The sequence below is a fragment of the Azoarcus sp. TTM-91 genome (genome assembly GCF_012911025.1).
Classification (GTDB): domain Bacteria; phylum Pseudomonadota; class Gammaproteobacteria; order Burkholderiales; family Rhodocyclaceae; genus Azoarcus.
Map to the genome: position 1 here is coordinate 1 of NZ_WUEI01000050.1, position 25,789 is coordinate 25,789.

General features: G+C 69.5%; 21 protein-coding genes. 18 read left to right on the forward strand and 3 right to left on the reverse strand.

What is annotated here, in order from left to right; genetic code table 11:
• Positions 1-465: 465 nt before the first annotated feature.
• Positions 466-1,806 (reverse strand): patatin-like phospholipase family protein, encoded by a 1,341-nt coding sequence (locus tag GRF61_RS14205; RefSeq protein WP_169151293.1) that lies wholly within the window; start codon positions 1,804-1,806, stop codon positions 466-468.
• A gap of 163 nt (positions 1,807-1,969) precedes the next feature.
• On the opposite strand from GRF61_RS14205, the gene GRF61_RS14210 reads away from it, so the two are divergent.
• From GRF61_RS14210 to nhaA, 4 genes are all read left to right on the forward strand, one after another.
• Positions 1,970-3,172, forward strand: a complete 1,203-nt coding sequence (locus tag GRF61_RS14210; protein ID WP_169151294.1) for a GGDEF domain-containing protein — start codon at positions 1,970-1,972, stop codon at positions 3,170-3,172.
• A gap of 59 nt (positions 3,173-3,231) precedes the next feature.
• Positions 3,232-3,828 (forward strand): NAD(P)H-dependent oxidoreductase, encoded by a 597-nt coding sequence (locus GRF61_RS14215; protein ID WP_169151295.1) that lies wholly within the window; start codon positions 3,232-3,234, stop codon positions 3,826-3,828.
• Positions 3,829-4,260: 432 nt separating this feature from the next.
• Positions 4,261-7,095: an autotransporter domain-containing protein gene (locus tag GRF61_RS14220; protein WP_169151296.1), complete on the forward strand. Its 2,835-nt coding sequence runs from the start codon at positions 4,261-4,263 to the stop codon at positions 7,093-7,095.
• Positions 7,096-7,327: 232 nt separating this feature from the next.
• Positions 7,328-8,719 carry a Na+/H+ antiporter NhaA gene (nhaA, locus tag GRF61_RS14225; protein WP_169151297.1) on the forward strand — a complete coding sequence of 464 codons (1,392 nt, stop codon included), beginning with the start codon at positions 7,328-7,330 and terminating at the stop codon, positions 8,717-8,719.
• Between the two features lie 9 nt (positions 8,720-8,728).
• Here the strand turns inward: nhaA and GRF61_RS14230 are convergent, their stop codons facing one another.
• Positions 8,729-9,619, reverse strand: coding sequence for a LysR family transcriptional regulator (locus GRF61_RS14230; RefSeq protein ID WP_169151298.1), 891 nt, complete (start codon positions 9,617-9,619; stop codon positions 8,729-8,731).
• Positions 9,620-9,722: 103 nt separating this feature from the next.
• Between GRF61_RS14230 and GRF61_RS14235 the strand changes: the two genes are divergently transcribed.
• The 10 genes from GRF61_RS14235 (at position 9,723) to GRF61_RS14280 (ending at position 20,787) form a co-directional block, all read left to right on the forward strand.
• The gene (locus tag GRF61_RS14235; RefSeq protein WP_169151299.1) at positions 9,723-10,607 is read left to right on the forward strand and encodes a LysR substrate-binding domain-containing protein; all 885 of its coding nucleotides are present in this window, start codon (positions 9,723-9,725) and stop codon (positions 10,605-10,607) included.
• Between the two features lie 328 nt (positions 10,608-10,935).
• Positions 10,936-11,430, forward strand: a complete 495-nt coding sequence (locus GRF61_RS14240) for a cupin domain-containing protein (protein WP_169151300.1) — start codon at positions 10,936-10,938, stop codon at positions 11,428-11,430.
• A 20-nt stretch (positions 11,431-11,450) separates the two neighbouring features.
• Positions 11,451-12,311 carry a CmcJ/NvfI family oxidoreductase gene (locus tag GRF61_RS14245; protein ID WP_169151301.1) on the forward strand — a complete coding sequence of 287 codons (861 nt, stop codon included), beginning with the start codon at positions 11,451-11,453 and terminating at the stop codon, positions 12,309-12,311.
• 184 nt (positions 12,312-12,495) lie between these two features.
• Positions 12,496-14,334, forward strand: coding sequence for an allophanate hydrolase (gene atzF, locus GRF61_RS14250; protein ID WP_169151302.1), 1,839 nt, complete (start codon positions 12,496-12,498; stop codon positions 14,332-14,334).
• Positions 14,335-14,426: 92 nt separating this feature from the next.
• The gene (locus tag GRF61_RS14255) at positions 14,427-16,040 is read left to right on the forward strand and encodes an ABC transporter substrate-binding protein (RefSeq protein ID WP_169151303.1); all 1,614 of its coding nucleotides are present in this window, start codon (positions 14,427-14,429) and stop codon (positions 16,038-16,040) included.
• A gap of 134 nt (positions 16,041-16,174) precedes the next feature.
• Complete coding sequence (locus tag GRF61_RS14260; RefSeq protein WP_169151304.1) at positions 16,175-17,188, forward strand: ABC transporter permease; 1,014 nt, start codon at positions 16,175-16,177, stop codon at positions 17,186-17,188.
• Between the two features lies 1 nt (position 17,189).
• Positions 17,190-18,098 carry an ABC transporter permease gene (locus GRF61_RS14265; RefSeq protein ID WP_169151305.1) on the forward strand — a complete coding sequence of 303 codons (909 nt, stop codon included), beginning with the start codon at positions 17,190-17,192 and terminating at the stop codon, positions 18,096-18,098.
• On the forward strand, positions 18,095-19,117 hold the full coding sequence (locus GRF61_RS14270) for an ABC transporter ATP-binding protein (protein ID WP_169151306.1): 1,023 nt from the start codon (positions 18,095-18,097) through the stop codon (positions 19,115-19,117). The genes GRF61_RS14265 and GRF61_RS14270 overlap by 4 nt, the downstream gene beginning before the upstream one ends.
• Positions 19,101-20,093, forward strand: coding sequence for an ABC transporter ATP-binding protein (locus GRF61_RS14275; protein WP_211165969.1), 993 nt, complete (start codon positions 19,101-19,103; stop codon positions 20,091-20,093). Before GRF61_RS14270 ends, GRF61_RS14275 begins: the two co-directional genes overlap by 17 nt.
• Positions 20,080-20,787, forward strand: a complete 708-nt coding sequence (locus GRF61_RS14280; RefSeq protein WP_169151308.1) for a GntR family transcriptional regulator — start codon at positions 20,080-20,082, stop codon at positions 20,785-20,787. The genes GRF61_RS14275 and GRF61_RS14280 overlap by 14 nt, the downstream gene beginning before the upstream one ends.
• Before the next feature lie 179 nt (positions 20,788-20,966).
• Here the strand turns inward: GRF61_RS14280 and GRF61_RS14285 are convergent, their stop codons facing one another.
• Positions 20,967-21,446, reverse strand: coding sequence for a DMT family transporter (locus tag GRF61_RS14285; RefSeq protein ID WP_211165970.1), 480 nt, complete (start codon positions 21,444-21,446; stop codon positions 20,967-20,969).
• A gap of 56 nt (positions 21,447-21,502) precedes the next feature.
• Here GRF61_RS14285 and GRF61_RS14290 point away from each other — a divergent pair, with 56 nt between their 5' ends.
• The 4 genes from GRF61_RS14290 to GRF61_RS14305 all read left to right on the forward strand — a co-directional run bounded on the left by GRF61_RS14290 (position 21,503) and on the right by GRF61_RS14305 (position 25,719).
• Positions 21,503-22,501 (forward strand): LysR family transcriptional regulator, encoded by a 999-nt coding sequence (locus GRF61_RS14290; RefSeq protein WP_211165971.1) that lies wholly within the window; start codon positions 21,503-21,505, stop codon positions 22,499-22,501.
• A 229-nt stretch (positions 22,502-22,730) separates the two neighbouring features.
• Positions 22,731-23,369, forward strand: coding sequence for a GbsR/MarR family transcriptional regulator (locus tag GRF61_RS14295; protein WP_169151309.1), 639 nt, complete (start codon positions 22,731-22,733; stop codon positions 23,367-23,369).
• Positions 23,369-24,712, forward strand: coding sequence for a cytochrome ubiquinol oxidase subunit I (locus tag GRF61_RS14300; RefSeq protein WP_169151310.1), 1,344 nt, complete (start codon positions 23,369-23,371; stop codon positions 24,710-24,712). The genes GRF61_RS14295 and GRF61_RS14300 overlap by 1 nt, the downstream gene beginning before the upstream one ends.
• Complete coding sequence (locus tag GRF61_RS14305) at positions 24,709-25,719, forward strand: cytochrome d ubiquinol oxidase subunit II (RefSeq protein ID WP_169151311.1); 1,011 nt, start codon at positions 24,709-24,711, stop codon at positions 25,717-25,719. Before GRF61_RS14300 ends, GRF61_RS14305 begins: the two co-directional genes overlap by 4 nt.
• Positions 25,720-25,789 lie beyond the last annotated feature (70 nt).

Genomic DNA, 25,789 nt, shown 5'->3' on the forward strand with positions numbered 1-25,789 from the left:
CCGGGGGAGATCGCGGTGTCCATCGCCGCCGAGCTGGTGGCGGCGAAGAACGGGGTGACGCCGGAGCGGGTGCTGCCGGTGGCCGAGGCGAAGGCGGCGCTGGAGCTGGCGGCGGATACCTTGTCGGTCTGCGCGGTGGGCGGGCGAGGGCGGTGAGGCGCAGCGGCGGTTCTTCAACAACACAATGACCGCCAACCGCCAACCGCCAACCGCCAACCGCCAACCGCCAACCGCCAACCGCCAACCGCCAACCGCCAACCGCCAACCGCCAACCGCCAACCGCCAACCGCCGGGCCGGGAACGTGGGACTCAATCTCGTTGGGGCCGGGCTCTCCGGCTGGCTCGAGCAAGGCAGCGCGCGCGTAGCCTTTTCGCCGCGATGCCGCCGGCAGACAAGGCCCTGGCCAGCGCGGCGAAGCAGCTACCCGGCCGGAGGGAGGCCGCCGCTCACGCCGGGGGGTGCTTTCACACCTTCACCACCTGCGGCTGCCAGGCCAGCGCGTAGGCGCTGATCAGGTGCTCGCGGGTGGCCTTGTAGCGGTCCCAGTCGAAGCCGGCGAGGAAGGCGCGGGCGGTTTCGGCGCCGCGGCGGAACAGGTCCAGCTTGCCGGCGTCGTCCATTTCGAAGTTCAGCCAGTCGTGGTCGGCGGTGTCGATGTAGGCCACCAGCTGCTTGAAGTCCGGGTTCTTGCGGATGAACTCGTAATCCAGGCAGTGGCGGGCGGAGTTGAAGGTCTGGGTGATGAGCTTGGACAGCTTGCCGATCTCGTGGCTGCGGTCGTCCCACTGCAGCTTGGCGCCGAAGGTGGGGCGGCTGGGCACCTTGTAGGTGTTGTGGAAGGCGTCGATGGGAAAGTTGGAGAGCACCCCGCCGTCGATGAAGCAGGCTTGCGGCGGCGGGAAGGGCGGCTCGCGGTCGGGCCGCAGGTCGCCGTCGTTGAGGCCGGCCTGCTCGCACCACTGCGCCAGGTGGGCCGGGTCGCGGATCTTCAGCGGCCGGCGGAAGGGGCGGAAGAAGACCGGGATGGACATGGAGCAGCGGGCGTAGTCGGCCGGGTTCACCGCCTCAGGTTCGTCCCAGTACAGCCCGGCCATGCGCGGGAATTCCACCTTGGTCTCGGTGGCGATGTCGGCGGCGACGATGCAGAGGTAGTCCTTGTCCGCGTCCAGCGCGGGCAGCTGGGCCTTGCCGTCCAGCTGCGAGGCGCGCTGCGGGCTGTCCTCGCGCAGACGCCAGCCGGGCGGGGTGGTGGCCATGCGGGCGCGCAGCTGGGCGGTGCTGTGGATGCCGGCTCCGGCCAGCACCTGGGTGAGCCAGGCGTGGAAGCGGTCGCCCCGGTTGAGGCCCATCATCTCGTCCAGGTTGTCCAGGATCTGCATGCCTTTCCAGAAGCCCTTGATGAGGCCGGGGCGCTTCAGCATGGTGTTGATGAAGTCGGGGGCATCGTCGTCGCCGTCGTCCTTGCCGTCGATGAAGCTGGCCATCGGCATGTTGGCGACGACCTCGATCAGGGCGTCGCTCTTCGCCCGCGCCGGCTCGTCCAGCGCCGCCAGCGCCAGCGCGGTGATGGAGCCGGCGGAGGCGCCACCCAGGCAGATGAAGCGCAGCCCGGCCTGCTCCAGCACATAGATGTAGCCCAGCAGCGCGACGCCGAGCACGCCGCCGCCTTCCATCACCAGGTCGACGTACTGGTGGCCGGCGCCGTCCAGCACGTCGCTGTAGCGCAGCTGGTCCAGCCCTTCCGCCTTCAGCCGCTCGATCACCGGCGCCGCCGCCGCATGAAAATCCGCTGCCTTCAGTGCCATCTTCCGCCCCTTGCCCGTGTCCGCTCCGCGGAAGTCTAGTTCCACGTCATGGATAGGCAAGGCGGCGTTTCCCCGGCGCTGGCGGTCGGCCCGAAACGCCGCAGCGGGATTCAACACGGCTCGATTAGAATCGCCGCTCCCGCCCAGGCATCGCGCCCTCATCTTGCACTCCAGTCCCTATTTCGAGTTGATCGTGCCCATAGGCTTCGGCCTGCTCGGCATCGTCCTGCTCGCCTGCTGGGGCGTGCTCAGGCAGCAGCGTTTCCTGCCCTGGATGGCGGCCGGCTATGTGCTGCCGGCGCTGGGGCTGGCGCTGCAGAGCGCCATGAGCAACGCCGAGCTCGCGCGCTGGTCGCTGCTCACCGGCCTGCTGCACATGAGCGGTTGCTGGTCGCTGGCACGCGGTCTGACGATGCGGCGCGGGGAGAACCTGCGGCTGTGGCCCGGCCTGCTGATAGGCGCGGCCGCGCTGCTGGCGCTGTTCCGTTACGGTTGGATCGACGACCGCATCGGCCAGCGCGCGCTGTGGCTCTCCGCCGGCGTGGCGGCGATGCTGATGCTGCCGCTGCGCAGCGTGATGCGAAGCGACACCGGTGGCGATCCGCTGGAGCGGCTGCTGAAGGTGTCCTACGTGGTGCTGCTCGCCTACAGCGTGCTGCGGGTGGTGCTGGTCGCCTGGGTGATCCCCTTCGAGGAGATTCCGCGCCTCACCCGCTCCGGCTACTGGCAGGTGCTGCTGGCGGGCACGCTGGTGTTCGGCATCGGCTTCATGTGCATCCTGGTGGCCTGCGCGGTGCGCGACGTCACCCGGGTGCTGCGCAAGGAGCGCGACCACGACAGCCTTACCGGCCTGCTCAATCGCCGCGCCTTCACCGAGATGGTCAACGCTAGGCTGCAGGACCGCCGGCTGGCGCCGTGGACGCTGCTCGCCTGCGATCTCGACCACTTCAAGCAGATAAACGACGCCTGGGGCCATGCCGCCGGCGACCAGGTGCTGCAGGCGGTCGCCCGGGTGCTGCTGGAGCAGGTGCGGGAGGACGACCTGGTTGCCCGCTTCGGCGGCGAGGAGTTCATCCTGCTGCTGGGCCGCGCCGGCCCGGAAGCGGCGGTGGAGGTGGCGCGGCGCATCCAGGCGCAACTCGCCCGGCACCGCTTCGACGCCATCTCCGGCGGGGTGACCGCCAGCATGGGCCTTGTTCCGCTGACCTCGGCGGCGGATCTGCAGCAGGCGCTGGTGGAGGCCGATGGCCAGCTGTACGAAGCCAAGCGCGCCGGCCGCAACTGCATACGCCTGTCGTCGCCGGCGGGAGCGGCCGGCGCAGCCCTTGCCGCGGCGCGGCCGCATGCGGAAACGCCGGGTGTGTGAGCCGTGCGCGCTGGCCTGGCGCTTCCGCGCCGTCTTCCGATGAGGAGATCCGATTCGACATGAAATGCCTGGTCGTCATCGCCCATCCGCTCGGCGACAGCCTGTGCCAGGCGCTGGCCCGCAGCGCCATTGAAGCGCTGAGCGCCGCCGGCCACGAAGTGGTGGTCGAGGATCTCTACGCCAGCGCCTTTCCGCCCGCGCTGAGCGCCGAAGAGCGGCGCAGCTACTACGCCGCCGGCTTCGATGCCCGGGCGGTGCAGGCCCAGGCGGAGCGCCTGCTGGCGGCCGAGGCGCTGGTGCTGGTCTTTCCCACCTGGTGGTTCGGCTTCCCGGCCACGCTCAAGGGCTGGTTCGATCGCGTATGGGCGCCGGGCATCGCCTACGACCACGCCCGCGACCTCGGCGCCATCCAGCCGCGCCTGCTCAAGCTGCGGCGCGCGCTGATGATCACCAGCCTGGGTTCGCCCTGGTGGGTGGACCGCCTGGTGCTGCGCCAGCCGGTGAGGCGGGTGCTGAAGACCGCGCTGCTGGGCACCTGCGCGCCGGCCTGCCGGCTGCAGGCGCTGTCGCTGTACAAGGCGGAGCGCCTGGACGACGCCAGGGTGGAGGGCTTCCGGCGGCGCATCCGGCGCACGATCGCGGGCTGGCGGGGGTGATCGCCGTGCCGGTTGCCGGTGGGCGTGAAGTCGGGAATTTCCCGGCATTTCAGATTCCTGCCGAGGATTTCCCCGCCTTGTGCCCGGTGCCGCTTTCCATCAGGCAGGACCGTGACGGGCTTACCCCCGCCTTCGGCGTCGTCGCCGTGCTTGCCGGCAGCGCGGTCAAGCCCACCATCAGCGGCCATACCCTGAGCGCCACGACTGCTGGCAATGGCTACGTCCTTTGCGGCAGGCAGGAGCTGCCGGCCGCTCTCCGTTGGGCCGGAGTTCCCTGCAGGGAGCGGCTTCCGGCGGAAGAAGAGCGGCGCTGGTGGCCGGCGTTCCTCCCGGACGGGGGCTGCAGTAGATTGGAGGACTGCCATGCGGCAGTGCAACTGTTGTTCGACAGGGCGGCAGGGCGGCCCGATACCAAGACCAAGGGGAGAACCGATGAAACAAAAAACAATGACGAAGGAACTGTTCAGGCGCGGCACGCTGTGCGCCGCCCTGGGCGCTCTGTTTCACGCGCCGGCGGCCCTGGCGGTTGCATGCGATGTGACCGGGACAGTCATCACCTTCAGTTGCGACGCCACCTCGGTCAACGTCCAGGCCGAGTCCGCTTCCTCGTCGCTGACACTGACGGATTTCAGCACCGCCAGCCTGTTCTTTGCGCCCCGCCCCGCCGGCTACGCGAGCCAGCCGTCCTTCGACCAGGTGCTGAACATCCTCGGCAGTTCGGTCATCAACAATGCGGCCGGGGTGGCGATCAACGGCCAGAGCTTCGATCAGGCCAACCGCAACATCGTCGTCAATATCGGCGCCGATGCGCAGATTTCATCCATCGGCGGCGACGGGGCGGTGTGGATACGCAACGACGTGTCCGGCGATATCACCATCGCCAATGAAGGGACGGTGGATTACGCCGGCATCGGCGCCGCGATCAGTGCCACCACCAACGATGGCAACGTCACCCTGAGCAACGCCGGCGTGGTGACCGCAACCGGCGGCGCGCGCGGCGTCTATGCCGACGGCGGCTTCAACAGCAGCAGCGCACTGGTGAGCATCGTCAATACCGGTACCGTCACCGCGGATGCGGCCGGGCTTCGTGCGGTGAACTACAACGGGCTGGCCAGCATAGACAACAGCGCAACAGTGTCCTCGACCGAGCGCCAGGCGCTGGTCGCATGGTCGAGCGATGGGCCGGTGAGCATCACCAACTCAGGCTCGGTTTCCTCGACCGCCGACATCGCCGTGCAGGCGGCGTCCGAATACGGCGACATCACCGTCACCAACAGCGGCCTGATCAATGCGCCGGCGGATGCCGCCGCGGCGGCGCTGGCGGGGCGTTCCGCCATGGGCATCTCCGCGGTGGTGGACATGGTGCCGGCCGACTGCTCCGACTGTTACGGCAATGTCAGCGTGACCAACACCGCCAGCGGCGAGATCAACGCGCTGGGCGATTACGGCATCGAAGCGCAGACGCCGGATGGCAACATCGTGCTGAACAATGCCGGCACGGTGCGCGGCGCTTCCGGCGTCTACCTGAACTCGCTGTCAGGCACGGTCAACGCGACCAACACTGGCAGCATCTACGCGCTGGACGGCGGCGGGAGCGCGCTCCATGTCGAGGGCGCGGACAGCGGCACGGTGAGCAACAGTGGCTTGCTCTATGGCGTGAACAACGCAGTCAGCGTGGCCAATGGCGCCACGATCACGGTGAACAACGCCGCCGCCGGCCGCGTGGTCGGCGGCCTGAGCATGGCCGGCGGCAGTTTCAGCAACAGCGGCCTGCTCGCGCTCAAGACCGGCGTCGATGCAAGTGCCATTTCCTCCACCGGCAACGTGACCCATGCCACCGTCGCCGGCGACTTCGTGCAGACCGCCAGCGGCACGCTGATGATCGCGGCGCAGAGCGCGAATGCCTCCACCGGTTACAGCACGCTGAGCGTCGGCGGCAGCGCCAGCATGGCCGGCACACTCTATGTGGACGTGAAGGCGCTGAATTCGCTGGCGGCCGGCGAGACCCTCAGCGGCGTGGTCAGCGCCGGTAGTCTCAGCGGCAACTTCGACAGCGTGGTGGACAACAGCGCGATGTTCAATTTCCTCAGCGTTGCCACCACCGGCAGTGGTGGCCATATCGACCTCGCGGTGGTGAATACCCTTACCGCGGAACAGGCGGTTACCGGCCTGGGTGCGACGCCGGCTATCGGCGCCGCGAGAGTCCTCGACCAGATCATCCAGAACAGCGGCAGCCACCCCGGCATGAGCGGCGTCATCCAGGCCCTGGGCAGCCTGGAGACGGAGGGCGAGGTCGGCGCCGCGGTGTCCCAGACGGTTCCGCTGATGACCGGTGGCACCATCCAGGCCGCCCAGGGCGCGCTGGGCGGCATCAACCGCATCGTCCAGGCGCGCATCGGCAGCAACCGCGGGCTGTCCTCCGGCGACGGCTTCGTCAGCGACGGCAACATCTGGGCCAAGACCTTCGTCTCCTGGGCGGACCAGGGCGAGCGTGATCGCGTCGAGGGCTACAAGGCCACCACCTACGGCTTCGTCTTCGGTGCGGATGGCGTCGTCTCGCCCACGCTGCGTCTGGGGGCCGCCTTCGCCTACGGGCGCAGCGATATCGACGGCAAGTCCTCCACCGCGTCGCAGAGCGCGGATGTCGATATCTACCAACTGATAGGCTACGGCAGCCTCAGCCTGGACGAGCGCACTGAGCTCAACTTCCAGGCCGGCATCGGCCGCAACAGCAACGACGGCCGCCGCCGCATCGGCTTCATGGGCGTCACCGCCGACTCCGACTACGACAGCGACACCGCGATGCTGGGCGTGGGCATTGGCCGGGTCTACGCGCTGGATGCCAAGAGCAGCCTCACGCCCTCGGTCAGGCTGGACTACACCTGGGTGAAGGACCATTCCTACCGCGAGAGCGGTGCGGGGGCGCTGAGCCTGGATGTGGATAGCCGCAGCACCGAAGCGCTGGTCATCTCGGCCGAGGGCAAGCTGGCCCACCAACTGAACGAGCGCACCGCGCTGACTGCCAGCCTGGGGGCCGGCTACGACACCATCAACAAGCGGGCAAGCATCGTTTCCGCCTTTGCCGGTGCGCCCGGCGCGGCCTTCGTCACCCGCGGCGCCAGGCAGGATCCCTGGCTGCTCCGGGGCGGCGCGGGGGCGACGTACAAGACCGCTTCCGGCGTCGAGATCACCGCGCGGTACGACGCCGAATACCGCGATGACTTCCTCAACCAGACCGCTTCGGTGAAGGCCAACTGGCCGTTCTGAACCCGGCGCCGGGGCTGCGGACCCCGCGCCGTTCACGCCGCGGTACGCCCGCCGTGGGGGGGCTTTCCCCGTCCGCCGGCTGAAGAGCGCGGGGGAAGGGGACGCGCGGGGCCGGCTTGTCCGGCCGCCGCCGGCGCGGCTAGAATCCGGCCCGGGTGTCAGCCGCATGTCGCGGTGGGACAGGTTAAAGATGATGCGCGGTCGGGCCGCCGCGCGGAGTGAATCAAAGACCATGTCCCGACATCCGTCCCGGCAGGCCCTGCCGCGCGCGCAGATCCTGGCCGAGCGCGCCTTTTCCACCCTGGAGCGTTTCCTCCACATCGAAGCCTTCAGCGGCGTCGTGCTGCTGCTTGCGGCCGCCATCGCGCTGATCTGGGCGAACTCTCCCGCGGCGCACAGCTACCATGCCCTGTGGCATGCGCCGGTCACGCTGGGCATAGGCGACTACGTCTTCACCCAGACGCTGCATTTCTGGATCAACGACGCGCTGATGACCGTGTTCTTCCTCGTCGTCGGCATGGAGATCCGGCGCGAGATCCACGAAGGCGCGCTCGCCAGCCTCCAGCTCGCCGCGCTGCCGCTGGCGGCGGCGCTGGGCGGGGTGGTGGTGCCGGCGTTGATCTTCCTCGCCCTCAACGGCAGCGATCCGCTGCAGCGCCAGGGTTGGGCGGTGCCCACCGCCACCGACATCGCTTTCGCGGTCGGCGTGCTGGCGCTGCTGGGCAAGTCCATCCCGGGCACGGTGCGGGTCTTCCTGCTCGCGCTGGCCATCATCGACGACATCGTCGCGGTGCTCATAATCGCCCTGTTCTACTCCGGCGGCCTGGACTACTCGGGGCTGCTGGTGGCGGCAGTCGGCATCGCCATGGTGGTGGGGCTGCAGCGCATAGGCGTCGGCAGCGCCTACGCCTACGTGGTGCCGGGCGCGGTGCTGTGGGTGGGCCTGCTGCAGACCGGCGCCCATCCGACGCTGGCCGGCGTGGTGCTCGGCATGATGACGCCGGTGCTGCCCGGCTTCTCGCGGGAACGGCCGGTCGAGGTCGTCGGCCGCGCCATCAAGGACATCTGCGAGCGGGCGGAGGACGCCAGTGCCGGCCCGCAGCCGCTGGTGGAGCCGCTGAAGCGGCTGCGCCGCGCCCAGCGCGACCTGATGCCGCCAGTGACGCGGGTGCAGATGGCCCTGCATCCCTGGGTGGCCTTCGGCGTGATGCCCCTGTTCGCGCTGGCCAATGCCGGCGTCAGCCTGGGCGGCGTGAATCTTGATGCCAGCGGCGCCTGGAGCGTGCTGGCCGGGGTGATGGTGGCGCTGGTGGTGGGCAAGCCGGTGGGCGTGATTGCCGCCAGCTGGCTGGCGGTGCGGCTCGGCTGGTGCCGGCTGCCGCCGGGCGTGAGCTGGTCGGGCGTGTGCGTGGTCGGCCTGCTGGCTGGCATCGGCTTCACCATGTCCATCTTCATCGCCATGCTCGCCTTCACCGACGAGAACCTGCTCGGCGCCGCCAAGCTGGGCGTGCTGCTGGGCTCGCTGGTGGCCGCGGTGATCGGCATCGCCTGGGGCCGGGTATATGCGCGGCGCCTGCGGCAGCAGGCGGGGCGGGCCGCTGCACCGGCGCCTGTGGTGGGTTGAGCACCTCCTTCAGGGCTGTTCCTGCAGCCACGCCAGCAGGGCGGCGGCGGCCGGTTTGTGGCGGCCGGCGGCGCTGAGGCGCCCGTGGTACTGGCCGGCTTCCTGCTGCCAGGGGTGGATGGCGCACAGGCGGCCTTGCGCCACCAGCGGTTCCGCTGCCAGCGCCGGGGCGAGCAGGGCACCGGCGCCGGCGAGCGCGGCCTCCATCGCCGAGATGGGGTCGTCTACCTCCAGCCCGCCGGGCGGCGTCAGGCCGGTGCCCAGCGCGCCGCGCAGCCAGCGTTCCCAATTCAGGCCGTGGGCATGGATCAGCGGCAGATCCCTCAGCCGGCCCGCGGCCAGCAGGACGCTGCAGCGTTCCGCCAGGGCGGGCGCAGCATAGGCGCCGATGCGCAGGGGCTGCAGCGGTACGCCATCGGCGCGGGGATTGGTTTCCGGGTGGATCATCAGGTCGGCCTCGGCCAGCGGCGCCGGTGCGACCTCCAGAACCAGCCGTGGATGCTGGCGGCGGAAGGTGGCCAGCCGCGGCAGCAGCCAGCGGCTGCCGAACAGCGGAGCCACCTCGATGCGCAGGCGTTCGCCCTCTGCCGTGCGCAGGGTGGTGGCCTGCTGCCGCAGTGCGGCCAGCTGCGCCGCGACCGCCGCGGCATGGCGGGCACCGGCGGCCGACAGGCTCACGCGCCGGCCGCGGCGTTCGAACAACGCGACTCCCAGCTTGGCCTCCAGCTGCCGTACCCGGTGGCTCACTGCCGACTGGCTCAGCGCCAGTTCGCCGGCGGCGGCGGCAAAGCCGCCCAGGCGGGCGGCGGCCTCGAAGGCAATCAGCTCCGGCAGCGGCAGGCGGTGCAGCAGAGGCCGCGTCGGGGCAGGAGCTGGGGAAGAAGCGGGATGGCGGCTCATGATGGCTCCGTGGGTCCAAGGGGATTATCGGCCGCGGCGATTGCGGCGTCAGGGCCTGCGCTGCGGTTGTCCTTGCTGTCATGATGGCGGCCGGAGGAAACCCATGGACGCCCGCCTGCCCGAACCGCTGCCGCCTCTGCATGCCCTGCTCGCTTTCGAGGCGCTGGGCCGCTTGCGCTCGGTCGCCGCTGCCATCCACGAGCTGCGTGTCAGCCGCGCCGCCCTGAGCCGTTCGATCGTGCTGCTGGAGCACAGGGTGAAGCTGCGGCTGGTCCTGCGCTATTCGCCCGCGGTGGCATTGAGTACCGCCGGCGAAGCCTATTTCCGCGCGGTGCAACGCTTCGCGCTCGGACTGGCGGACGAGCTGCAGGCGTTGTCGCCCTCGGCGGTCGCCGAACTGCGGGTGGCCGCCACTCCTGGTTTCGCCCGCTTGTGGCTGGCACCCCGCCTGGCCGGGCTCGCCCACCGGCTGCCGTGGCTGCGCCTGCGGCTGTCGGTGTCGGAGAACCTGGCGGACCTGGCAGGCGGGGAGGCGGAACTGGCGATCCGTTACTGCGAGGCGGTCGACCCGCCTTTCGAAGCGCTGCCGTTGTGGCGCGACGAGGCGATTGCCCTTGCCTGCCCGACGCTGGCCTCCACCGCCCGCTTGCTGTCACCCGCCGCCTTGGTACGGGAACTGCCGCTGGTCGCGCATCCCTCCTTTCCCTGGCGCGATTTCGCGCCGGAGGCGGAAGAGCGCCCCCTCCTGATCTGTCACGACCTAGTCTTCGTGCTAGAGGCGGCGGCCCGCGGCGATGGCATCGCCCTGGTGCCGGGCCGTCTCGCCGCGGATTTTGCCCGTGCTCACGATCTGGTGCAGGCACACGAGCGCCGCTTGCCGGCGCGCCGCTACCAATTGGTGGCGCCCGTTGGCGCCCTGCAACGGCCGGCGGCCCGCGCCTTCTCCGATTGGTTGCTGGAGGAGGTGGCCGGTAGCGTGGCGGAGTGAGCCGGGCGGCCGCGTGCATTGCCGCGTCGGTCGTGGGTTGCCGGGGAGCTTGCCCATGCCCGGTTCTTCGGTTCATCGAATCTGCTTTTCCGGAAAAAAGAAGGGCTCCCGTCGGGGAGCCCTTGCAAGACGGCGGGCGTCGCGGATGGGAGAGGAAGGGCGCCACACCACCAGGCCGCGAATAAGGCGGCAGGGCAGAGTCTGAACCGTCACGCCCGAGTGCTGGCGAAGCGCGCTTGACGGCTGATACGCGAGAATTCGCCAGCACGGCGGCGGGACGACGGAATAGTGCAGATGACGGCCGCCTTCATCGGCCGGGAGTTCGCCGATGACTGTCGTCCTGCCGCTGCTCGACCTGACCGCCCTGCCGGTGGAAATCCGCGCAGACGGTGCGGTGCGCCTGGTGCGCGCCGGCCGCGCGGCTGGGCTGGAACACCTGGGCTGCATGCTTACCGAGCTTGCTCCCGGCCATGCCGCCTGGCCGCGCCACGCCCACCGCAACAACGATGAACTGGTCTACGTGCTCGCTGGCCGCGGTGAGGCGGAGTACGGCGAGCGCGGCGAACGCCGTGTCTCCATCGCTGCTGGCGATCTGCTGTGCTTCCCCGCCAGCGCGGCGGCTGGCGCCCACCGCCTGGTCAATACCGGTGCAGAAGTCCTGCGCTACCTGGCGGTCAGCTCCATGCTGGCGCCGGACGTCGTCGAGTATCCGGATGGTGGCAAGCTCGGCCTCTACCTGGGTGCGGCGCCCGGCGGTTCAGCCGAAAGGCGGCAGGAAACGCTGTACTTCCGCCGGCGCGATGCGGTGGCATACGAGGACTGAGGGCGCCTCGCTGGCTCGCCATGCATCCCGTTTCCTCCGCCGCCGTTCTACAGGCAAGGGCCGCAGCCGAGCCGGTGCGCGCGGCGCTGGGTTTCCTGCAGCCGACCGAGCTGCGTCCCTATCACTACCTCCACCACCCGCCGGGCGGCCTGCCGTGGCGCAACTTCGCCTGGGAGCGGCGGCTGTGCGACCTCCGCGACGCGCGCCGGTTGCAGCCCGGCCCGTCGATAGAAGTGGAGGGCTTCGAACTGGTTCGCGGTTGCAGCCCGCCGCCGGATTGCCGGGACGCCGTCGCCCTGCTGCTCGACTACTACCCCGCTTGCGAGGGCTTGCTGCGCCGCCGCCTGGGCGCACGCCGCGCCATCGTCTTCGAACATCGGCTGTGGCAGTGTGGGCCGGCGTGCGGTCTGACTGCTGCAGACGGCGGGGAGGTGACGCTGGCCGCTCTGGCCCGGTGCGACTGCAGCGAGGCCTCCGGCCGCCGCCGCCTGCACTTGGTGCTGCCGCAGGAGGCGGCTTCATTGGCGCTTCGTCGCCACGCCATCGTCAAGCTCTGGCGCCCGCTGGGCGGGCAGGTGCTGGACGCCTCGCTGGCATTGTGCGACGCCGGCAGCCTGCAGAGGGACGCACTGGTGAGTTGCGATATCTACTCTCCGCGGCGTACCGAGCAGATCTTCCTGCTTACCTGGAGCGCCGGGCAGCGCTGGTTCCACTACCCGGAGATGCAGCCGGACGAAGCGCTGATCTTCAAGTGCTTCGATTCCGCCATCGATGGCCGGGCCCGCTTCACCCCGCATGCGGTTTTCGACCACCCCCGGGCTGCGGCCGATGTGCCGCCTTGCCTCGGGCTGGAGGTGAGCTGCCTGCTGCTGTTCGACTGAGGCGACCGGCGAAGGCTGGTGCGGCACCGCCACAGTGCAAGGCGCACCGAAAACGGGCGTGGGGTTGCTTCCCCCGCCGGTGCGCTGACCAATGTTGTAATAAAAACAATGGCTTGAGTCGGAGTTTTCGGCTGGCACGGTAATCGCTTTTCTTGAATGCGATCTTGTATTCAAGAAGGTGCACATGAAAACCACAACCGCCCAAGCGCTGACGATAGCCGCCCTGCAGCAGGCCTACCGCGAGGGCAGCCTCGACCCGGTCGAGGTCATCGACAGCCTGTATGACCGCATTGCCGCCGAGGACGGCGGCGAGGCCTGGATCCTGCTGCGCGAGCGCGCCGCGGTGCGCGCCGAGGCTGCCGCCTGCGCCGCGCTGCTGGCCGACCCGGCCGCGCGCGCCGCCCAGCCGCTGCTGGGCATTCCTTATGCGGTGAAGGACAACATCGACGTCGCCGGCCTGCCGACCACCGCCGCCTGCGCCGAATTCGCCTATACCGCCGAGGCGGACGCCGAGGTGGTGGCGCGGCTGCGCGCCGCCGGCGCCATCCTCGTCGGCAAGACCAACCTGGACCAGTTCGCCACCGGCCTGGTCGGCACCCGCTCGCCCTACGGCGCGGTGAAGAACCCCTTCGATCCCGCCTACATGACTGGCGGCTCCAGCTCCGGCTCGGCGGCGGTGACCGCCCGCGGCTGGGTGGCCTTCGCCCTGGGCACCGACACCGCCGGCTCCGGCCGGGTGCCGGCGGGCGCCTGCAACCTGGTGGGGGTGAAGCCCTCGCCCGGCCTGGTGAGCAGCTACGGCGTGGTGCCGGCCTGCCGCAGCCTGGACTGCGTGTCGGTGTTCGCCCACACGGTGGAAGACGGCTGGACGGTGTTGAGCCTGCTGGCCGGCGCCGACGCGCGCGATCCTTACTCCGCGCCACCGCCGCCGCTGGGCCCGGTGAGTCGCGAGTTGGTGCTGGGCGTGCCGACCGCGCTGGAGTTCTGCGGCGACGCGGTGGCCGAAGCCGCCTGGCGCGCCGCCTTCGACGCCATCGCCGCCCAGCCCGGCGTGCGCTTCGTCGATATCGACCTCGGCCCCTTCAACGACGTCGCCCGCCTGCTCTACGACGGCCCCTGGGTGGCGGAGCGCCGCATCGCCGTCGGCGCCTTCATGGACGAGCATGCGGAGCACATGGAGCCGACGGTGCGCGCCATCATCGGCCGCGCCGACGGCATGCGCCCCACCGACACCTTCCGCGGCCAGTACGCGCTGGAAGGGCTGCGCAAGCGCTGCATGGCCGAGCTGGCCAAGGCCGACCTGCTGCTGGTGCCGACCGCCCCCACCATCTACAGCCACGCGCAGATCGCCGCCGAGCCCATCGCCCTCAACAGCACCCTGGGCGCCTACACCAACTTCGTGAACCTGCTCGGCATGGCCGGGCTGTCCATTCCCGGCCCCTTCCGCGCCGACGGCCTGCCGGCCGGCATCACCCTGCTGGGCGCCGCCGGTTCCGACCACCGCCTGGCCGAAGCCGGCCGCCGGCTGCAGGGCTGCCTGCATCAGCGCTTCGGCATGAGCCTGGCGCAGCCGCCGCTGGCGCAGGCCGCGCTGGCGCCGCTGCCGGCCGCCGAGCCGATGGTGGCCGTGGCGGTGGTCGGCGCCCATCTCTCCGGCCTGCCGCTGAACTGGCAGCTGGTGGAGCGGGGCGGCCGCCTGCTGGAAACCACGCTGTCCGCGCCCGACTACCGCCTCTACGCCCTGCCGGGCACGGTGCCGCCCAAGCCTGGCATGGTGCGCGTGGCCGAAGGCGGCGGCGCGCTGGAAGTCGAGGTGTGGGAGTTGCCGCTGCGCAACTTCGGCAGCTTCGTCGCCGAAATCCCGGCGCCGCTGGGCATAGGCACGCTGACCCTGGCCGATGGCCGCCAGGTGAAGGGCTTCGTTTGCGAAGCCGCCGCGGTGGCCGGCGCGGCGGATGTCACCGCCCACGGCGGCTGGCGCGCCTACCTCGCCAGCCAGCGCGCGCTGGAGGCGGCCGCCTGAGGCTGCCCACCAGAACAAGCAAAACCATCTATGCACTCCCAAGCCCTTTTTCACTCCCCCCGCCCGACAACGTCCGAATGGAGAACCGCCGCATGAAATCCCTCAGAAACCTGCTGCTCCCGCTGGCCGCGGCCCTTGGCACCACGCTGCTGGCCACCGCCCCGGCCCTGGTCCATGCCCAGGACAAGCGCATGGAAACCCTGGTCGTCGCCAACGAATTCGGACCCAACATGCTGGACGTGCAGGGCGTGGGCGCCAACCGCCCGGCCTACGGCGTGTCCTGGATCGTGTATGACCGCCTGATGAGCTACGGCCGCAAGCAGCTGGCCGACGGCAGCTACAGCTACGACTTCACCAAGCTGGAGCCGGAGCTGGCCGAGTCCTGGGAGGTTGCGCCGGACGGCATGAGCGTGGTCTTCCACCTGCGCAAGGGCGCCACCTTCCACGACGGCAGCCCGGTGACCGCCGAGGACGTGAAGTGGTCCTTCGAGCGCGCGCTGGCCATGGGCGGCTTTCCCACCTTCCAGATGAAGGCCGGTTCGGTCGAGAAGCCGGAGCAGTTCGAGGTGGTGGATGCCCAGACCTTCCGCCTGAAGTTCCTGCGCAAGGACAAGATGACCCTGCCCGACCTCGCGGTGCCGGTGGCCTCCATCTACAACTCCAGGCTGGCCAAGCAGCACGCCACCGCCGACGACCCGTGGGCGGCCAACTGGCTGAAGACCAACGCGGCCGGCGGCGGCGCCTACAAGGTGGCGTCGTGGAAGCCGGGCCAGGAGATCGTGTATGACCGCTTCGACGCCTGGAAGAACGGCCCGCTGCCCAAGCTCAAGCGCGTGATCCAGCGCGACGTGCCCTCCGCCGGCAACCGCCGCGCGCTGCTGGCCCGTGGCGACATCGACATCACCTTCGAGCTGCCGCCCAAGGACTTCAACGAGATGGCGCAGGAGAAGGGCAATGTTAAGGTGGAGAGCACGCCCATCGAGAACTCGATGTGGTACCTCGGCATGAACAACGCCAAGCCGCCCTTCGACAACCTCAAGGTGCGCCAGGCGGTGGCCTCGGTGGTGCCCTACGACAAGATCATGCAGAACGCCTTCTACGGCCGCGGCGTGCCGCTGTTCGGCGGCAGCGGCGTCAAGGATGGCAGCTGGATGCAGCCCACCGCGTTCAAGACCGACCTCGCCAAGGCCAAGCAGCTGATGAAGGAAGCCGGTTACGAGAACGGCTTCGAAACCACCATCTCCTTCGACCTCGGCACCGCCACCGTGTCCGAGCCGGCGGTGATCCTGATCCAGGAAGCGCTGGCGCAGATCGGCATCAAGGCCGGCATCGAGAAGGTGCCCGGCTCCAACTGGCGCGCCGCCATCACCAAGAAAGACATGCCGATGATCTTCAACCGCTTCGGCGGCTGGCTGAACTATCCGGAGTACTTCTTCTTCTGGGCGTACCACGGCCAGAACGCGGTGTTCAACACCATGAGCTACCAGAACGAGAAGCTGGACAAGCTGGTGGAAGCGGCCCGCTTCGAAACCGACGCCAAGAAGTACGACCAGGAGGTGAAGGGCTTCATCGACATCGCCTACACCGAGGTGCCGCGCGTGCCCATCGTGCAGCCCATGATGGACGTGGCCATGCAGAAGAACGTGCAGGGCTACACCTACTGGTTCCACCTGCAGCCGGACTACCGCCAGATCTACAAGCAGTAAGCCGTACTGGCCGGCCCGGCACCTGACCGGGCCGGCAGCACCAGACGGCAGACGGCGGCAGCCACAGTTCCGCCGCCCGCCAACGCCGCCCCGCCGCCACCCGCGGCGGCGGCGCGCAACCGGAGTCAGCAGCCATGATCCAGGCCATTCTCAAACGTTTGCTCGGTGCCGTGCCCGCCATCATCGGCGTGGTCATCGTCACCTTCGTCCTCACCCGCGCCCTGCCGGGCGACCCGGCGGCCTACTTCGCCGGCCCGGCCGGCTCCACCGAGGCCATAGAGGAAATCCGGGTGAAGCTGGGCCTCGACCGCAGCCTGCCGGAACAGTTCGTTTCCTATGTGGGCGACCTCGTCCGTGGCGACTGGGGCAACTCCCTCACCACCGGCCAGCCGGTGCTGGCCGAGATCGCCGACCGCTTGCCGGCCTCGCTGGAACTCACGCTGGTCGGCCTGCTGCTGGCGGTGGTGGTGGCGATTCCGCTGGGCGTGCTGGCCGCCACCCGGCCGGGCTCGTGGATAGACCATCTCTGCCGGGGCATCACCACCGCCGGGGTGTCGCTGCCCACCTTCTTCACCGGCCTGCTGCTGGCCTATGTCTTCTACTTCCTGCTCGGCTGGGCGCCCTCGCCGCTGGGCCGGCTGGACCCCTACACCACCGCGCCGGACTTCGTCACCGGCTTCTACCTGATAGACAGCCTGATTGCCGGCGAGCTGGATACCTTCGTCTCCGCTGCCAAGCAGCTCATCCTGCCGGCCATCACCCTGGCGCTGTTCGTGCTGGCACCGCTGGCGCGGATGACGCGCGCCTCCATGCTGGGCGTGCTGTCGGCCGACTTCATCCGCACCGCCCGCGCCTCCGGCCTGCGGCCCACCACCGTGCTGTTCACCTACGCCTTCCGCAACGCACTGCTGCCGGTGCTGACCACGCTGGGCATGGTGTTCTCCTTCCTGCTCGGCTCCAACGTGCTGGTGGAGAAGGTGTTCGCCTGGCCGGGCATAGGCTCCTTCGCCATCGAGGCGCTGGTGGCGTCCGACTACGCGCCGGTGCAGGGCTTCGTGCTCGCCATGGCGCTGCTCTACGTATTGCTCAACCTGCTGATCGACGTGGCCTACGGCCTGGTCGATCCGCGTGCCCGCCTGGAGGCCTGAGATGAGTGCCACTCCTTCCGCCGCTACCCCGGCCACCCCGGTGGCCGCGGCCCGGCCCGGCGCCGTCGCCCTGTGGTGGCGCAACCTCTGTTACGTGTTCGGCGAGAACCCGCTGTCGGCCATCGCCGCCGGCCTGTTCGTGTTCTTCATCGTGCTGGCGGCGCTGGGCCCCTGGCTGGTGCCCTACGATCCGCTGGCCTCGCATGTGGGCGATCCGCTGTCGCCGCCCTCGGCCGCGCACTGGTTCGGCACCGACGCGCTGGGGCGCGACATCCTCTCCCGCGTCATCATCGCCACCCGGCTGGACCTGGGCATCGCGGTGGCGGCGGTGGCGCTGTCCTTCGTCGTCGGCGGCCTGATGGGCTCCTTCGCCGGCTACTTCGGCGGCTGGTTCGACCGCATCAGCACCCGGGTGTCGGACACCATCATGGCCTTCCCGCTGTTCGTGCTGGCGATGGGCATCGTCGCCGCCATGGGCAACACCGTGGCCAACATCGTGCTCGCCACCGCCATCATCAACCTGCCCTTCTACCTGCGGGTGGCGCGGGCCGAGGTGCGGGTGCGGCGCGACGCCGGCTTCGTCGAGGCCGCCCGCCTGGCCGGCAACGGCGAGCTGCGGGTGCTGTTCCACCACCTCATCCCCAACATCCTGCCGCCGATGATGGTGCAGATCTCGCTCAACATGGGCTGGGCCATCCTCAACGCCGCCGGCCTGTCCTTCATCGGCCTGGGCGTGCGGCCGCCGGAAGCGGAGTGGGGAATCATGGTCGCCGAGGGCGCGCAGTACATCGTCTCCGGCGAATGGTGGATCGCCCTCTTCCCCGGCCTGGTGCTGATGCTGGCCGTCTTCTGCTTCAACCTGCTCGGCGACTCGCTGCGCGACCTCATCGACCCGCGGAGAAGAACATGAACATGCCTTCCAACACCCTGCTGGAAGTGGACCGCCTGGCGGTCGAGTTCCGCACCCGCGGCGGCACCGTGCGCGCGCTGGAGAACGTCAGCCTGGCGCTGGCCGAGGGCGAAACCGTGGGCCTGGTGGGCGAATCCGGCTCCGGCAAGTCGGTGCTGTCCTTCGCCGCCATGGGCATACAGGACGCGGCGGCGCGCATCACCGCCGGCGCCATCCGCTTCGCCGGGCAGGACCTGCTGGCGAAGAAGGGCGCGGCGATGAAGGCGCTGCGCGGCCGCGAGATGGCGATGATCTTCCAGAACCCGCGGGTGGCGCTGAACCCCATCCGCCAGGTCGGCCGCCAGATCGAGGACGTGCTGGCGCGCCACACCGACCTGCTGCCGGCCGCCCGCCGCGCCCGCGCCATCGAATGCCTGGCCGAGGTGCGCATCCCCGACCCGGAGCGGCGCTACGCCGCCTATCCCTTCGAGCTCTCCGGCGGCATGTGCCAGCGGGTGATGATCGCCATCGCCCTGGCCTGCAAGCCGCGCCTGCTGATCGCCGACGAACCCACCACCGGGCTGGACGTGACCACCCAGGCGGCCATCATGCGGCTGGTGCGCGAGCTCTCCGCCGAGCGTCGCATGGCCACGCTGCTGATCACCCACGACCTCGGCATGGCGCGCGAGTACTGCGACCGCATCGCGGTGATGCACGCCGGCCACATCGTCGAGGTCGGCCCCACCGAGGCGCTGTTCGCCGCCCCCCGCCACCCCTACACCGAGCGCCTGATCGCCGCCACGCCGGTGGGCGCCGCCTCGCTCGCCGAGCTGGCCGCCATCGACGGCAACCTGCCCGACCTGCGCCGCAACGATCTGCCGGCCTGCCGCTTCGCCGAGCGCTGCCCGCGCCGCGGCGCCGAGTGCGAACGGCCGCTGGCGCTGGCGCCGGCCGATGGCGCGTCCGCCACCCACCTCATCGCCTGTCACCGCCCGCTCACCGCCGCTGCCACGGAGGCCCGCCATGCCGCATTTGCTTGAGGCGATTTCGCTGAAGCGCCTGTTCCCGGTCAAGAAGGACGGTCAGACCCGCCAGCTGCACGCGGTGGATGGCATCGATTTCCACATCGCCCCGGGTGAAACCGTGGGCCTGGTGGGCGAGTCCGGCTGCGGCAAATCCACCCTGGTGCGCCTGCTCACCCGCACGCTGGACCCGAGCGACGGCCAGGTGCGCTTCCGCAACCGCGATATCGGCCTGGTGCGCTCGCGGGCGATGGCGCTGCACCCGCAGCGCAAGGACATCCAGATGGTGTTCCAGGACCCCACCGACAGCCTCAACCCGCGCTACACCGCGCGCCAGACCATCGCCGAGTCGGTGCGCTTGCTGTGCGGCCTGCGCGGCGCCGAAGCCGCCGCCCGGGTGGAAGAGGCCGCCGGCTGGGTGGGCCTGCCGCTGGCGCTGCTGGACCGCTATCCGCACCAGCTCTCCGGCGGCCAGAAGGCGCGCGTGGGCATCGCCCGCGCCATCGTCAGCCGGCCGGCGCTGCTGGTGCTGGACGAACCGACCGCGGCGCTGGACGTGTCGGTGCAGACGGTGATCCTGCAGCTGCTGGAGCGGCTCAAGCAGGAACTGCAGATGAGCTTCCTGTTCGTCTCCCACGACCTCAACGTCGTCCGCCTGCTGTGCGACCGGGTGCTGGTGATGTATCTCGGCCGGGTGGTGGAGGCGGGGCCGACCGATGCGGTATTCCATACGCCTGCGCACCCCTATACTCGCGCCCTGATCGCTTCGCTGCCCGGTGGTCTCGCCGGCGGCCAGGCCAGCGCCGCCGACCTGCTGGTGGGCGGCGATCCGCAAAGCCCGATAGACCCCGATCCCAACCGCTGCCACCTGCTCGGCCGCTGCCCGCGCGGGCTGGCCCGCTGCGGCGAGGTCGGGCCGCAACTCGAAGACATCGGCGGCGGCCGCCAGGTCGCCTGCCACTATCCCGCGGTGGTGCAACATGTCCGACAGTAAGTCCGCCGCCGGCAAGGCCAACGCCCTGGCCGGCCAGATCTACCAGCGCCTCAAGGACGACATCTCCAACTTCGCCCTGCTGCCCGGCGACCGCTTCACCGAAACCGAGATGGCCGAGCGCTACGGCGTCTCCCGCACGCCGGTGCGCGACGCCCTCTACCGGCTGGAGCGCGAGGGCTATCTGCAGGTGGCCTTCCGCAGCGGCTGGAGCGTGCGCCCCTTCGACTTCCACCGCTTCGACCAGCTCTACGACCTGCGCATCGTGCTGGAGCTGGCGGCGGTGGCGCGCATCTGCGAATCCGAACAGCCGGCCGACCTCTCCGCGCTGCAGGCCATCTGGTCGGTGCCGCGCGAGCAGCGCCTGGCCGACGGCAAGCAGGTCGGCGAGCTGGACGAAGCCTTCCACCAGGGCCTCATCCTCGCCACCGGCAACCTGGAGATGGCGCGGGTGCACCAGGAGGTGACCGACAAGATCCGCATCGTCCGCCGGCTGGACTTCACCCGCGCGCCGCGCATCGACCTCACCTACGACGAGCACCAGGAAGTGCTGCGCCTGCTCACCCAGCGCAAGGCTGCCCAGGCCGCCATCAACCTGCGCTCCCACATTGAGGCCAGCAAGGCCGAGGTGCACAAGATCACCCTGCACATGATCTACGAGGCGCGCCAGCGCGGGCTGGTGGGCGCCGCCGGTTGAGCGCCGCCCCGGCGGCGCGGTCTGGCGCCGTCGAATTGCGCCGCACCGCGTGAGGGCTGGCTGCGCCGCGGGCCGCGCCCACGCAGCAAGACGCCCTGCTGCGCCTGAGCCGCGGCATATCGGCTATGTGAAAGCCGGGGCGCGCGAGGCTTTGGCGTGGGGCGTGGCGGTGGGCCCGCCTATGAGCGCCCAGCAGAAGACGCCGGGCCAGGCGCGGAGGCTGCTGGCGAACTGCTCATCTGCACGACGACCATGCCCAGCAGGATCAGCGCAATGCCCGCCACCCGCCACCCGCCGGCAGGCTTGGGCGCCAGCCCCATCAAGCCATGGTGGTCGATCAGCAGCGATGCCAGCATCTGACCCGCGATCACGCTGACGATGAAGCCGGCTGCGCCCAGCCTGGGCGTCAGCATGAGCGCGGCGGTGATATATGCCACGCCAGCCACACCGCCCAGCCACCACCATGCCGGCCCCTGTGCCGCAGTACCCAAAGCCGGTGCCGGGACGCGCATCAGCATCATCAAGGGCAGGACGACGAGCACGCTGACCCCCAGCGAAGCCAAGGTGGCCCACAGCGGATGCCCCAGTGCCCGTCCCAAAGCGGCGTTGCTCGCGGCTTGAAAGGGCACGGCAGCCCCCGCCGCCACGGCAATCGCCATTGGAAGCACGGCGGAAAAAGTAGATGGTCCCGGCATATGGAAACGCCTCACTGAGAATGAAGACATGGCGCATGCTCGGGTATCTGTCTGCTGAATGGAAATTCTTAATCTGCCTGGATATCATTCGTTTCATGGATGATCTCCGGCGCATTGACCTCAACCTGCTGCTGACGCTTCATGCCTTGCTGGCGGAAAAGCACGTCACCCGGGCAGGGTTGCGCCTGCACAAAAGCCAGCCGGCGGTCAGCCACGCGCTGGCCCAGTTGCGGGAGACATTCAAAGACCCCTTGCTGACCCGGCGTGGCGCAGGCATGGCCTTGACGCCGCGCGCCCAGGACTTGCTGCTCCCCCTGGAGGCGGCTCTCCAGCAGCTCAACGGGCTGCTGCACGAGGGGGCTTTCGACCCTGGCCAGGCGGTGCGCCGCTTTCGCCTTGCCATGTCCGACTATGCGGCCCATCTCGTTCTGCCAACGCTGGTAAAACGGTTGCGCGATCAGGCTCCCGGCATCGACATGGTTGTATGCCAGGCCAGTCGTGAAGCCATGCTGGCCCAACTCGCGGACGGCGAGATCGACCTGGGCCTCGGCGTGTTTCCGGACACCGCGAGCGGCATCGTCGTCGAAACCCTGTTCGAGGAGCACTTCGTCAGCGTTGCCGACAAGCGCTCGCTGCCGCCGCGCGGCACGCTGGCGCTGGACGCGTGGCTGGCGCGTCCGCATGTGCTGGTCGCCACGAGGCCGGATACCGAAAATGAAATCGACGCCGCCCTGGCCGCTCAAGGGCGGCGCAGGCGCATTGCGCTGGTCCTGCCGCACTGGCGCGCTTCGACCGAAGTGCTGGCGGGGACCGATTTGATCCTGACCGTTGCCAGCCGCACGCTGGATCTGGTGCCTGATGACCAAGGGCTGACGCGCTTCACGCCGCCATTCGCGCTGCCCGGCTTTGCATTCCAGCAAGCGTGGCATGCGCGTCGAGATGCCGATTCTGCCCATCACTGGTTCAGAAGCGTAGTCATGGATTGCAGCCGGCCCATCCAGCAGGTCGCGAGGAAATAGGCGGCCTCATACCGAAGGGCCGCGCCGGCGCCCCATCTCCCGGGGAGACCCGCCCTCGCGCGCCGTCGCGGCAAGCTGCTGGCCCGGCCGCCCCGGCACCCGACCGGGCCCATTTCCATGCTGCCGACGCGGCTATCACTCAAATGTTTTTTTGACAAGTGAAAAGTGGCGATACTATGATCCAGATCAAATTTTCAAAGTTTTTTGAAATTTGAAAAGGACCAGAAATATGTCGCCACTGATTCAGTCCTTCGTCCTCCACTTCGGTGAGATGGGCAGCCGCTGGGGCATCAACCGCACCGTCGGCCAGATCTATGCGCTGCTCTACGTCTCGGAAAAGCCGCTGAACGCGGACGAGATCGCCGAAGAGCTGGCCTTTTCCCGCTCCAACGTCAGCATCGGCCTGAAGGAACTGCAGGCGTGGCGGCTGGTTAAGCTGCAGCACTTCCCCGGCGACCGCCGGGAGTATTTCTCCACGCCGGAAGACGTCTGGGCCATCTTCCGCCTGCTCGCGGAGGAGCGGCAGAAGCGCGAAGTGGAGCCGACGCTGACCATGCTGCGCGGCGCGCTGATGGAATCCCCCGCCAATGCCGCCGAGCGCCACGCCCAGGCGCGCATGCAGGCGATGTACGACCTCATCGAACTCATCACCAGCTGGTTCGCCGAGATCCAGAAGCTGGACGCCGAAACCCTGCAGCGGCTGATGAAGCTGGGCTCGCGGGTGCAGAAGCTGCTGCAGATCACCCAGTCCCTGGCGCGCTTCACCCACCGCGACGGCGGCGACAAGGAGGCGAAGGCGGAAAGCCGCGCCGCCCGGCCGGACGAGGACGATCCCGGCGCCGGCGGCAGCGAAGGGGGGGCACGCTGATGGACCTCGATCCTGTCGTCCTGGCGCGCATCCAGTTCGGCGCCAACATCACCTTCCACATCCTCTTTCCCACCATCAGCATCGCGCTGGGCTGGGTGCTGCTGTACTTCAAGCGCCGTTACGACCGCAGCGGCGACGAGGCGTGGATGGACGCCTACGGCTTCTGGGTCAAGGTGTTCGCGCTCACCTTCGCCCTCGGCGTGGTCAGCGGCATCACCATGAGCTTCCAGTTCGGCACCAACTGGCCGGGCTACATGCAGACGGTGGGCAACATCGCCGGGCCGCTGCTGGCCTACGAGATCCTCACCGCCTTCTTCCTGGAGGCCACCTTCCTCGGCGTGATGCTGTTCGGCCGCCGCCGGGTGTCGAACCGGGTGCATACGCTGGCGACGCTGCTGGTGGCGCTGGGCACCACCGCCTCGGCGTTCTGGATCCTGGTGCTGAACTCCTGGATGCAGACGCCGGCCGGCTTCGAGATGGTGGACGGCCAGGCCATCATCACCGACTGGTGGGCAGCGGTGTTCAACCCCTCGCTGCCCTACCGGCTGACGCACATGCTGATCGCCTCCGGCCTCACCGCCTCCTTCCTCGTCGCCGGCCTGTCGGCCTATCGCCGGCTGAAGGGCGATGAGTCCGGCGGCGTCACCCGGGCGCTGCGCACCGGCGTGTTCGCCGCCGCCCTGCTGATTCCGCTGCAGATCGTGGTTGGCGACTTCCACGGCCTCAACACCCTGCATCACCAGCCGGCCAAGATCGCCGCGGTGGAAGGGGTGTGGGAGACCGAGCGCGGCGCGCCGCTGACGCTGTTCGCGCTGCCCAACGAGGCCGGCCGCCGCAATGACTACGCCATCGTCGTGCCCAAGCTCGCCAGCCTCATCCTGACCCACGAGTGGGATGGCGAGATCCGCGGCCTCAACGAGTTCGAGGGCGCCCATCCGCCGGTGGCCAAGGTGTTCTGGGCCTTCCGGGTGATGGTGGGCGTGGGCATGCTGATGCTGGCCTGTTCCTGGTTCGCCGCCTGGCAGCTGCGCCGCGGCCGCCTGTCGCGTGGCGGCCTGCGGCTGCTGGTGGGCATGACCTTCTCCGGCTGGGTGGCGACGGTGGCCGGCTGGTACGTCACCGAGATCGGCCGCCAGCCCTGGCTGGTGCAGGGCGTGCTGACCACCGCCGACGCCGCCGGCGCGGTGCCCGCCGGCATGATCGCCACCTCGCTGGCGATGTACCTCACCCTCTACGTGGCGTTGCTGCTGGCCTACGTCTCGGTGCTGTTCCACCTCGCCCGCAAGGCCGGCAAGCCAGACCCGGCTGCCGCCCGCTATCTCGCCAAGGAGATGCCGCAATGACGCCCGAGTACTGGTTGCCGGTGGTGTTCGCCGGCCTGATGGCCATCGCCCTGCTGGCCTATGTGATCCTCGACGGCTACGACCTCGGCGTCGGCCTGCTGCTGCCGCTGGGCGACGAGGAGGAGAAGGATCTGATGATCGCCTCCATCGGTCCCTTCTGGGATGCCAACGAGACCTGGCTGGTGCTGGGCATCGGCCTGCTGCTGGTGGCCTTTCCGCTGGCCAACGGCATCATCCTCGGCGCGCTCTACCTGCCGGTGGCGGCCATGCTCGCCGGCCTGATCCTGCGCGGCGTGGCCTTCGACTTCCGCGTCAAGGCGCAGGACAGCCACAAGCCCTGGTGGAATGCCACCTTCGCCGCCGGCTCGCTGATCGCCGCGCTGGCGCAGGGCGTGATGCTGGGCCGCTTCCTCACCGGCTTCGCGCCGGGCGCCGCCGCCTGGGCCTTCGCCGCCCTGGTCGCCATCGGCCTCACCGCCGGCTATGCGCTGCTGGGCGCCGGCTGGCTGGTGATGAAGAGCGAAGGTCGGCTGCAGGCGCGGGCGCTGGCCTGGGCGCGGCCGGCGGTATGGGGCGCGGCGCTGGGCGTGGCGGCGGTGTCGGTGGCGACGCCGCTGGTGAGCGAGCGCATCGCCGCCAAGTGGTTCGAGCTGCCGGAGTTCTTCCTGCTGCTGCCGGTGCCGGCGGCCACGGTGGCGCTGTTCGGGGTGCTCGTCTTCAGCCTGCCGCGGCTGGCGCGGCGCCAGGCGGCGGGCAACGACAATGGCTGCTGGCTGCCTTTCGCCGCAGCCATCGGCATCTTCCTGCTCGCCTTCCACGGCCTGGCTTACAGCGTGTTTCCGCAGATCGTCATCGACCAGCTCGACATCTGGCAGGCCGCCGCCCATCCGCAGGGGCTGAAGGTGATCCTGGCGGGCGCGCTGGTGGTGCTGCCGGCCATCTTCGCTTACACCGCGTTCGCATACCGGGTGTTCTGGGGCAAGACGCGGGAACTCTCCTACCAGTAGAATCGTCAGTTGTGAAAACCGGGGGCGGGCTCCACAAGGGCTCGCCCCCGGTCGTTTTTTCGCCGCCGCG

Bases quoted from the DNA above. Each gene is read 5' to 3' on its own strand.
- GRF61_RS14205 (WP_169151293.1), bottom strand. From the start codon at position 1,806: ATGGCACTGAAGGCAGCGGATTTTCATGCGGCGGCGGCGCCGGTGATC.
- GRF61_RS14215 (WP_169151295.1), top strand. From the start codon at position 3,232: ATGAAATGCCTGGTCGTCATCGCCCATCCGCTCGGCGACAGCCTGTGC.
- GRF61_RS14220 (WP_169151296.1), top strand. From the start codon at position 4,261: ATGAAACAAAAAACAATGACGAAGGAACTGTTCAGGCGCGGCACGCTG.
- nhaA (WP_169151297.1), top strand. From the start codon at position 7,328: ATGTCCCGACATCCGTCCCGGCAGGCCCTGCCGCGCGCGCAGATCCTG.
- GRF61_RS14230 (WP_169151298.1), bottom strand. From the start codon at position 9,619: ATGAGCCGCCATCCCGCTTCTTCCCCAGCTCCTGCCCCGACGCGGCCT.
- GRF61_RS14235 (WP_169151299.1), top strand. From the start codon at position 9,723: ATGGACGCCCGCCTGCCCGAACCGCTGCCGCCTCTGCATGCCCTGCTC.
- GRF61_RS14240 (WP_169151300.1), top strand. From the start codon at position 10,936: ATGACTGTCGTCCTGCCGCTGCTCGACCTGACCGCCCTGCCGGTGGAA.
- GRF61_RS14245 (WP_169151301.1), top strand. From the start codon at position 11,451: ATGCATCCCGTTTCCTCCGCCGCCGTTCTACAGGCAAGGGCCGCAGCC.
- atzF (WP_169151302.1), top strand. From the start codon at position 12,496: ATGAAAACCACAACCGCCCAAGCGCTGACGATAGCCGCCCTGCAGCAG.
- GRF61_RS14255 (WP_169151303.1), top strand. From the start codon at position 14,427: ATGAAATCCCTCAGAAACCTGCTGCTCCCGCTGGCCGCGGCCCTTGGC.
- GRF61_RS14260 (WP_169151304.1), top strand. From the start codon at position 16,175: ATGATCCAGGCCATTCTCAAACGTTTGCTCGGTGCCGTGCCCGCCATC.
- GRF61_RS14265 (WP_169151305.1), top strand. From the start codon at position 17,190: ATGAGTGCCACTCCTTCCGCCGCTACCCCGGCCACCCCGGTGGCCGCG.
- GRF61_RS14270 (WP_169151306.1), top strand. From the start codon at position 18,095: ATGAACATGCCTTCCAACACCCTGCTGGAAGTGGACCGCCTGGCGGTC.
- GRF61_RS14275 (WP_211165969.1), top strand. From the start codon at position 19,101: ATGCCGCATTTGCTTGAGGCGATTTCGCTGAAGCGCCTGTTCCCGGTC.
- GRF61_RS14280 (WP_169151308.1), top strand. From the start codon at position 20,080: ATGTCCGACAGTAAGTCCGCCGCCGGCAAGGCCAACGCCCTGGCCGGC.
- GRF61_RS14285 (WP_211165970.1), bottom strand. From the start codon at position 21,446: ATGGCGATTGCCGTGGCGGCGGGGGCTGCCGTGCCCTTTCAAGCCGCG.
- GRF61_RS14290 (WP_211165971.1), top strand. From the start codon at position 21,503: ATGAAGACATGGCGCATGCTCGGGTATCTGTCTGCTGAATGGAAATTC.
- GRF61_RS14295 (WP_169151309.1), top strand. From the start codon at position 22,731: ATGTCGCCACTGATTCAGTCCTTCGTCCTCCACTTCGGTGAGATGGGC.
- GRF61_RS14300 (WP_169151310.1), top strand. From the start codon at position 23,369: ATGGACCTCGATCCTGTCGTCCTGGCGCGCATCCAGTTCGGCGCCAAC.
- GRF61_RS14305 (WP_169151311.1), top strand. From the start codon at position 24,709: ATGACGCCCGAGTACTGGTTGCCGGTGGTGTTCGCCGGCCTGATGGCC.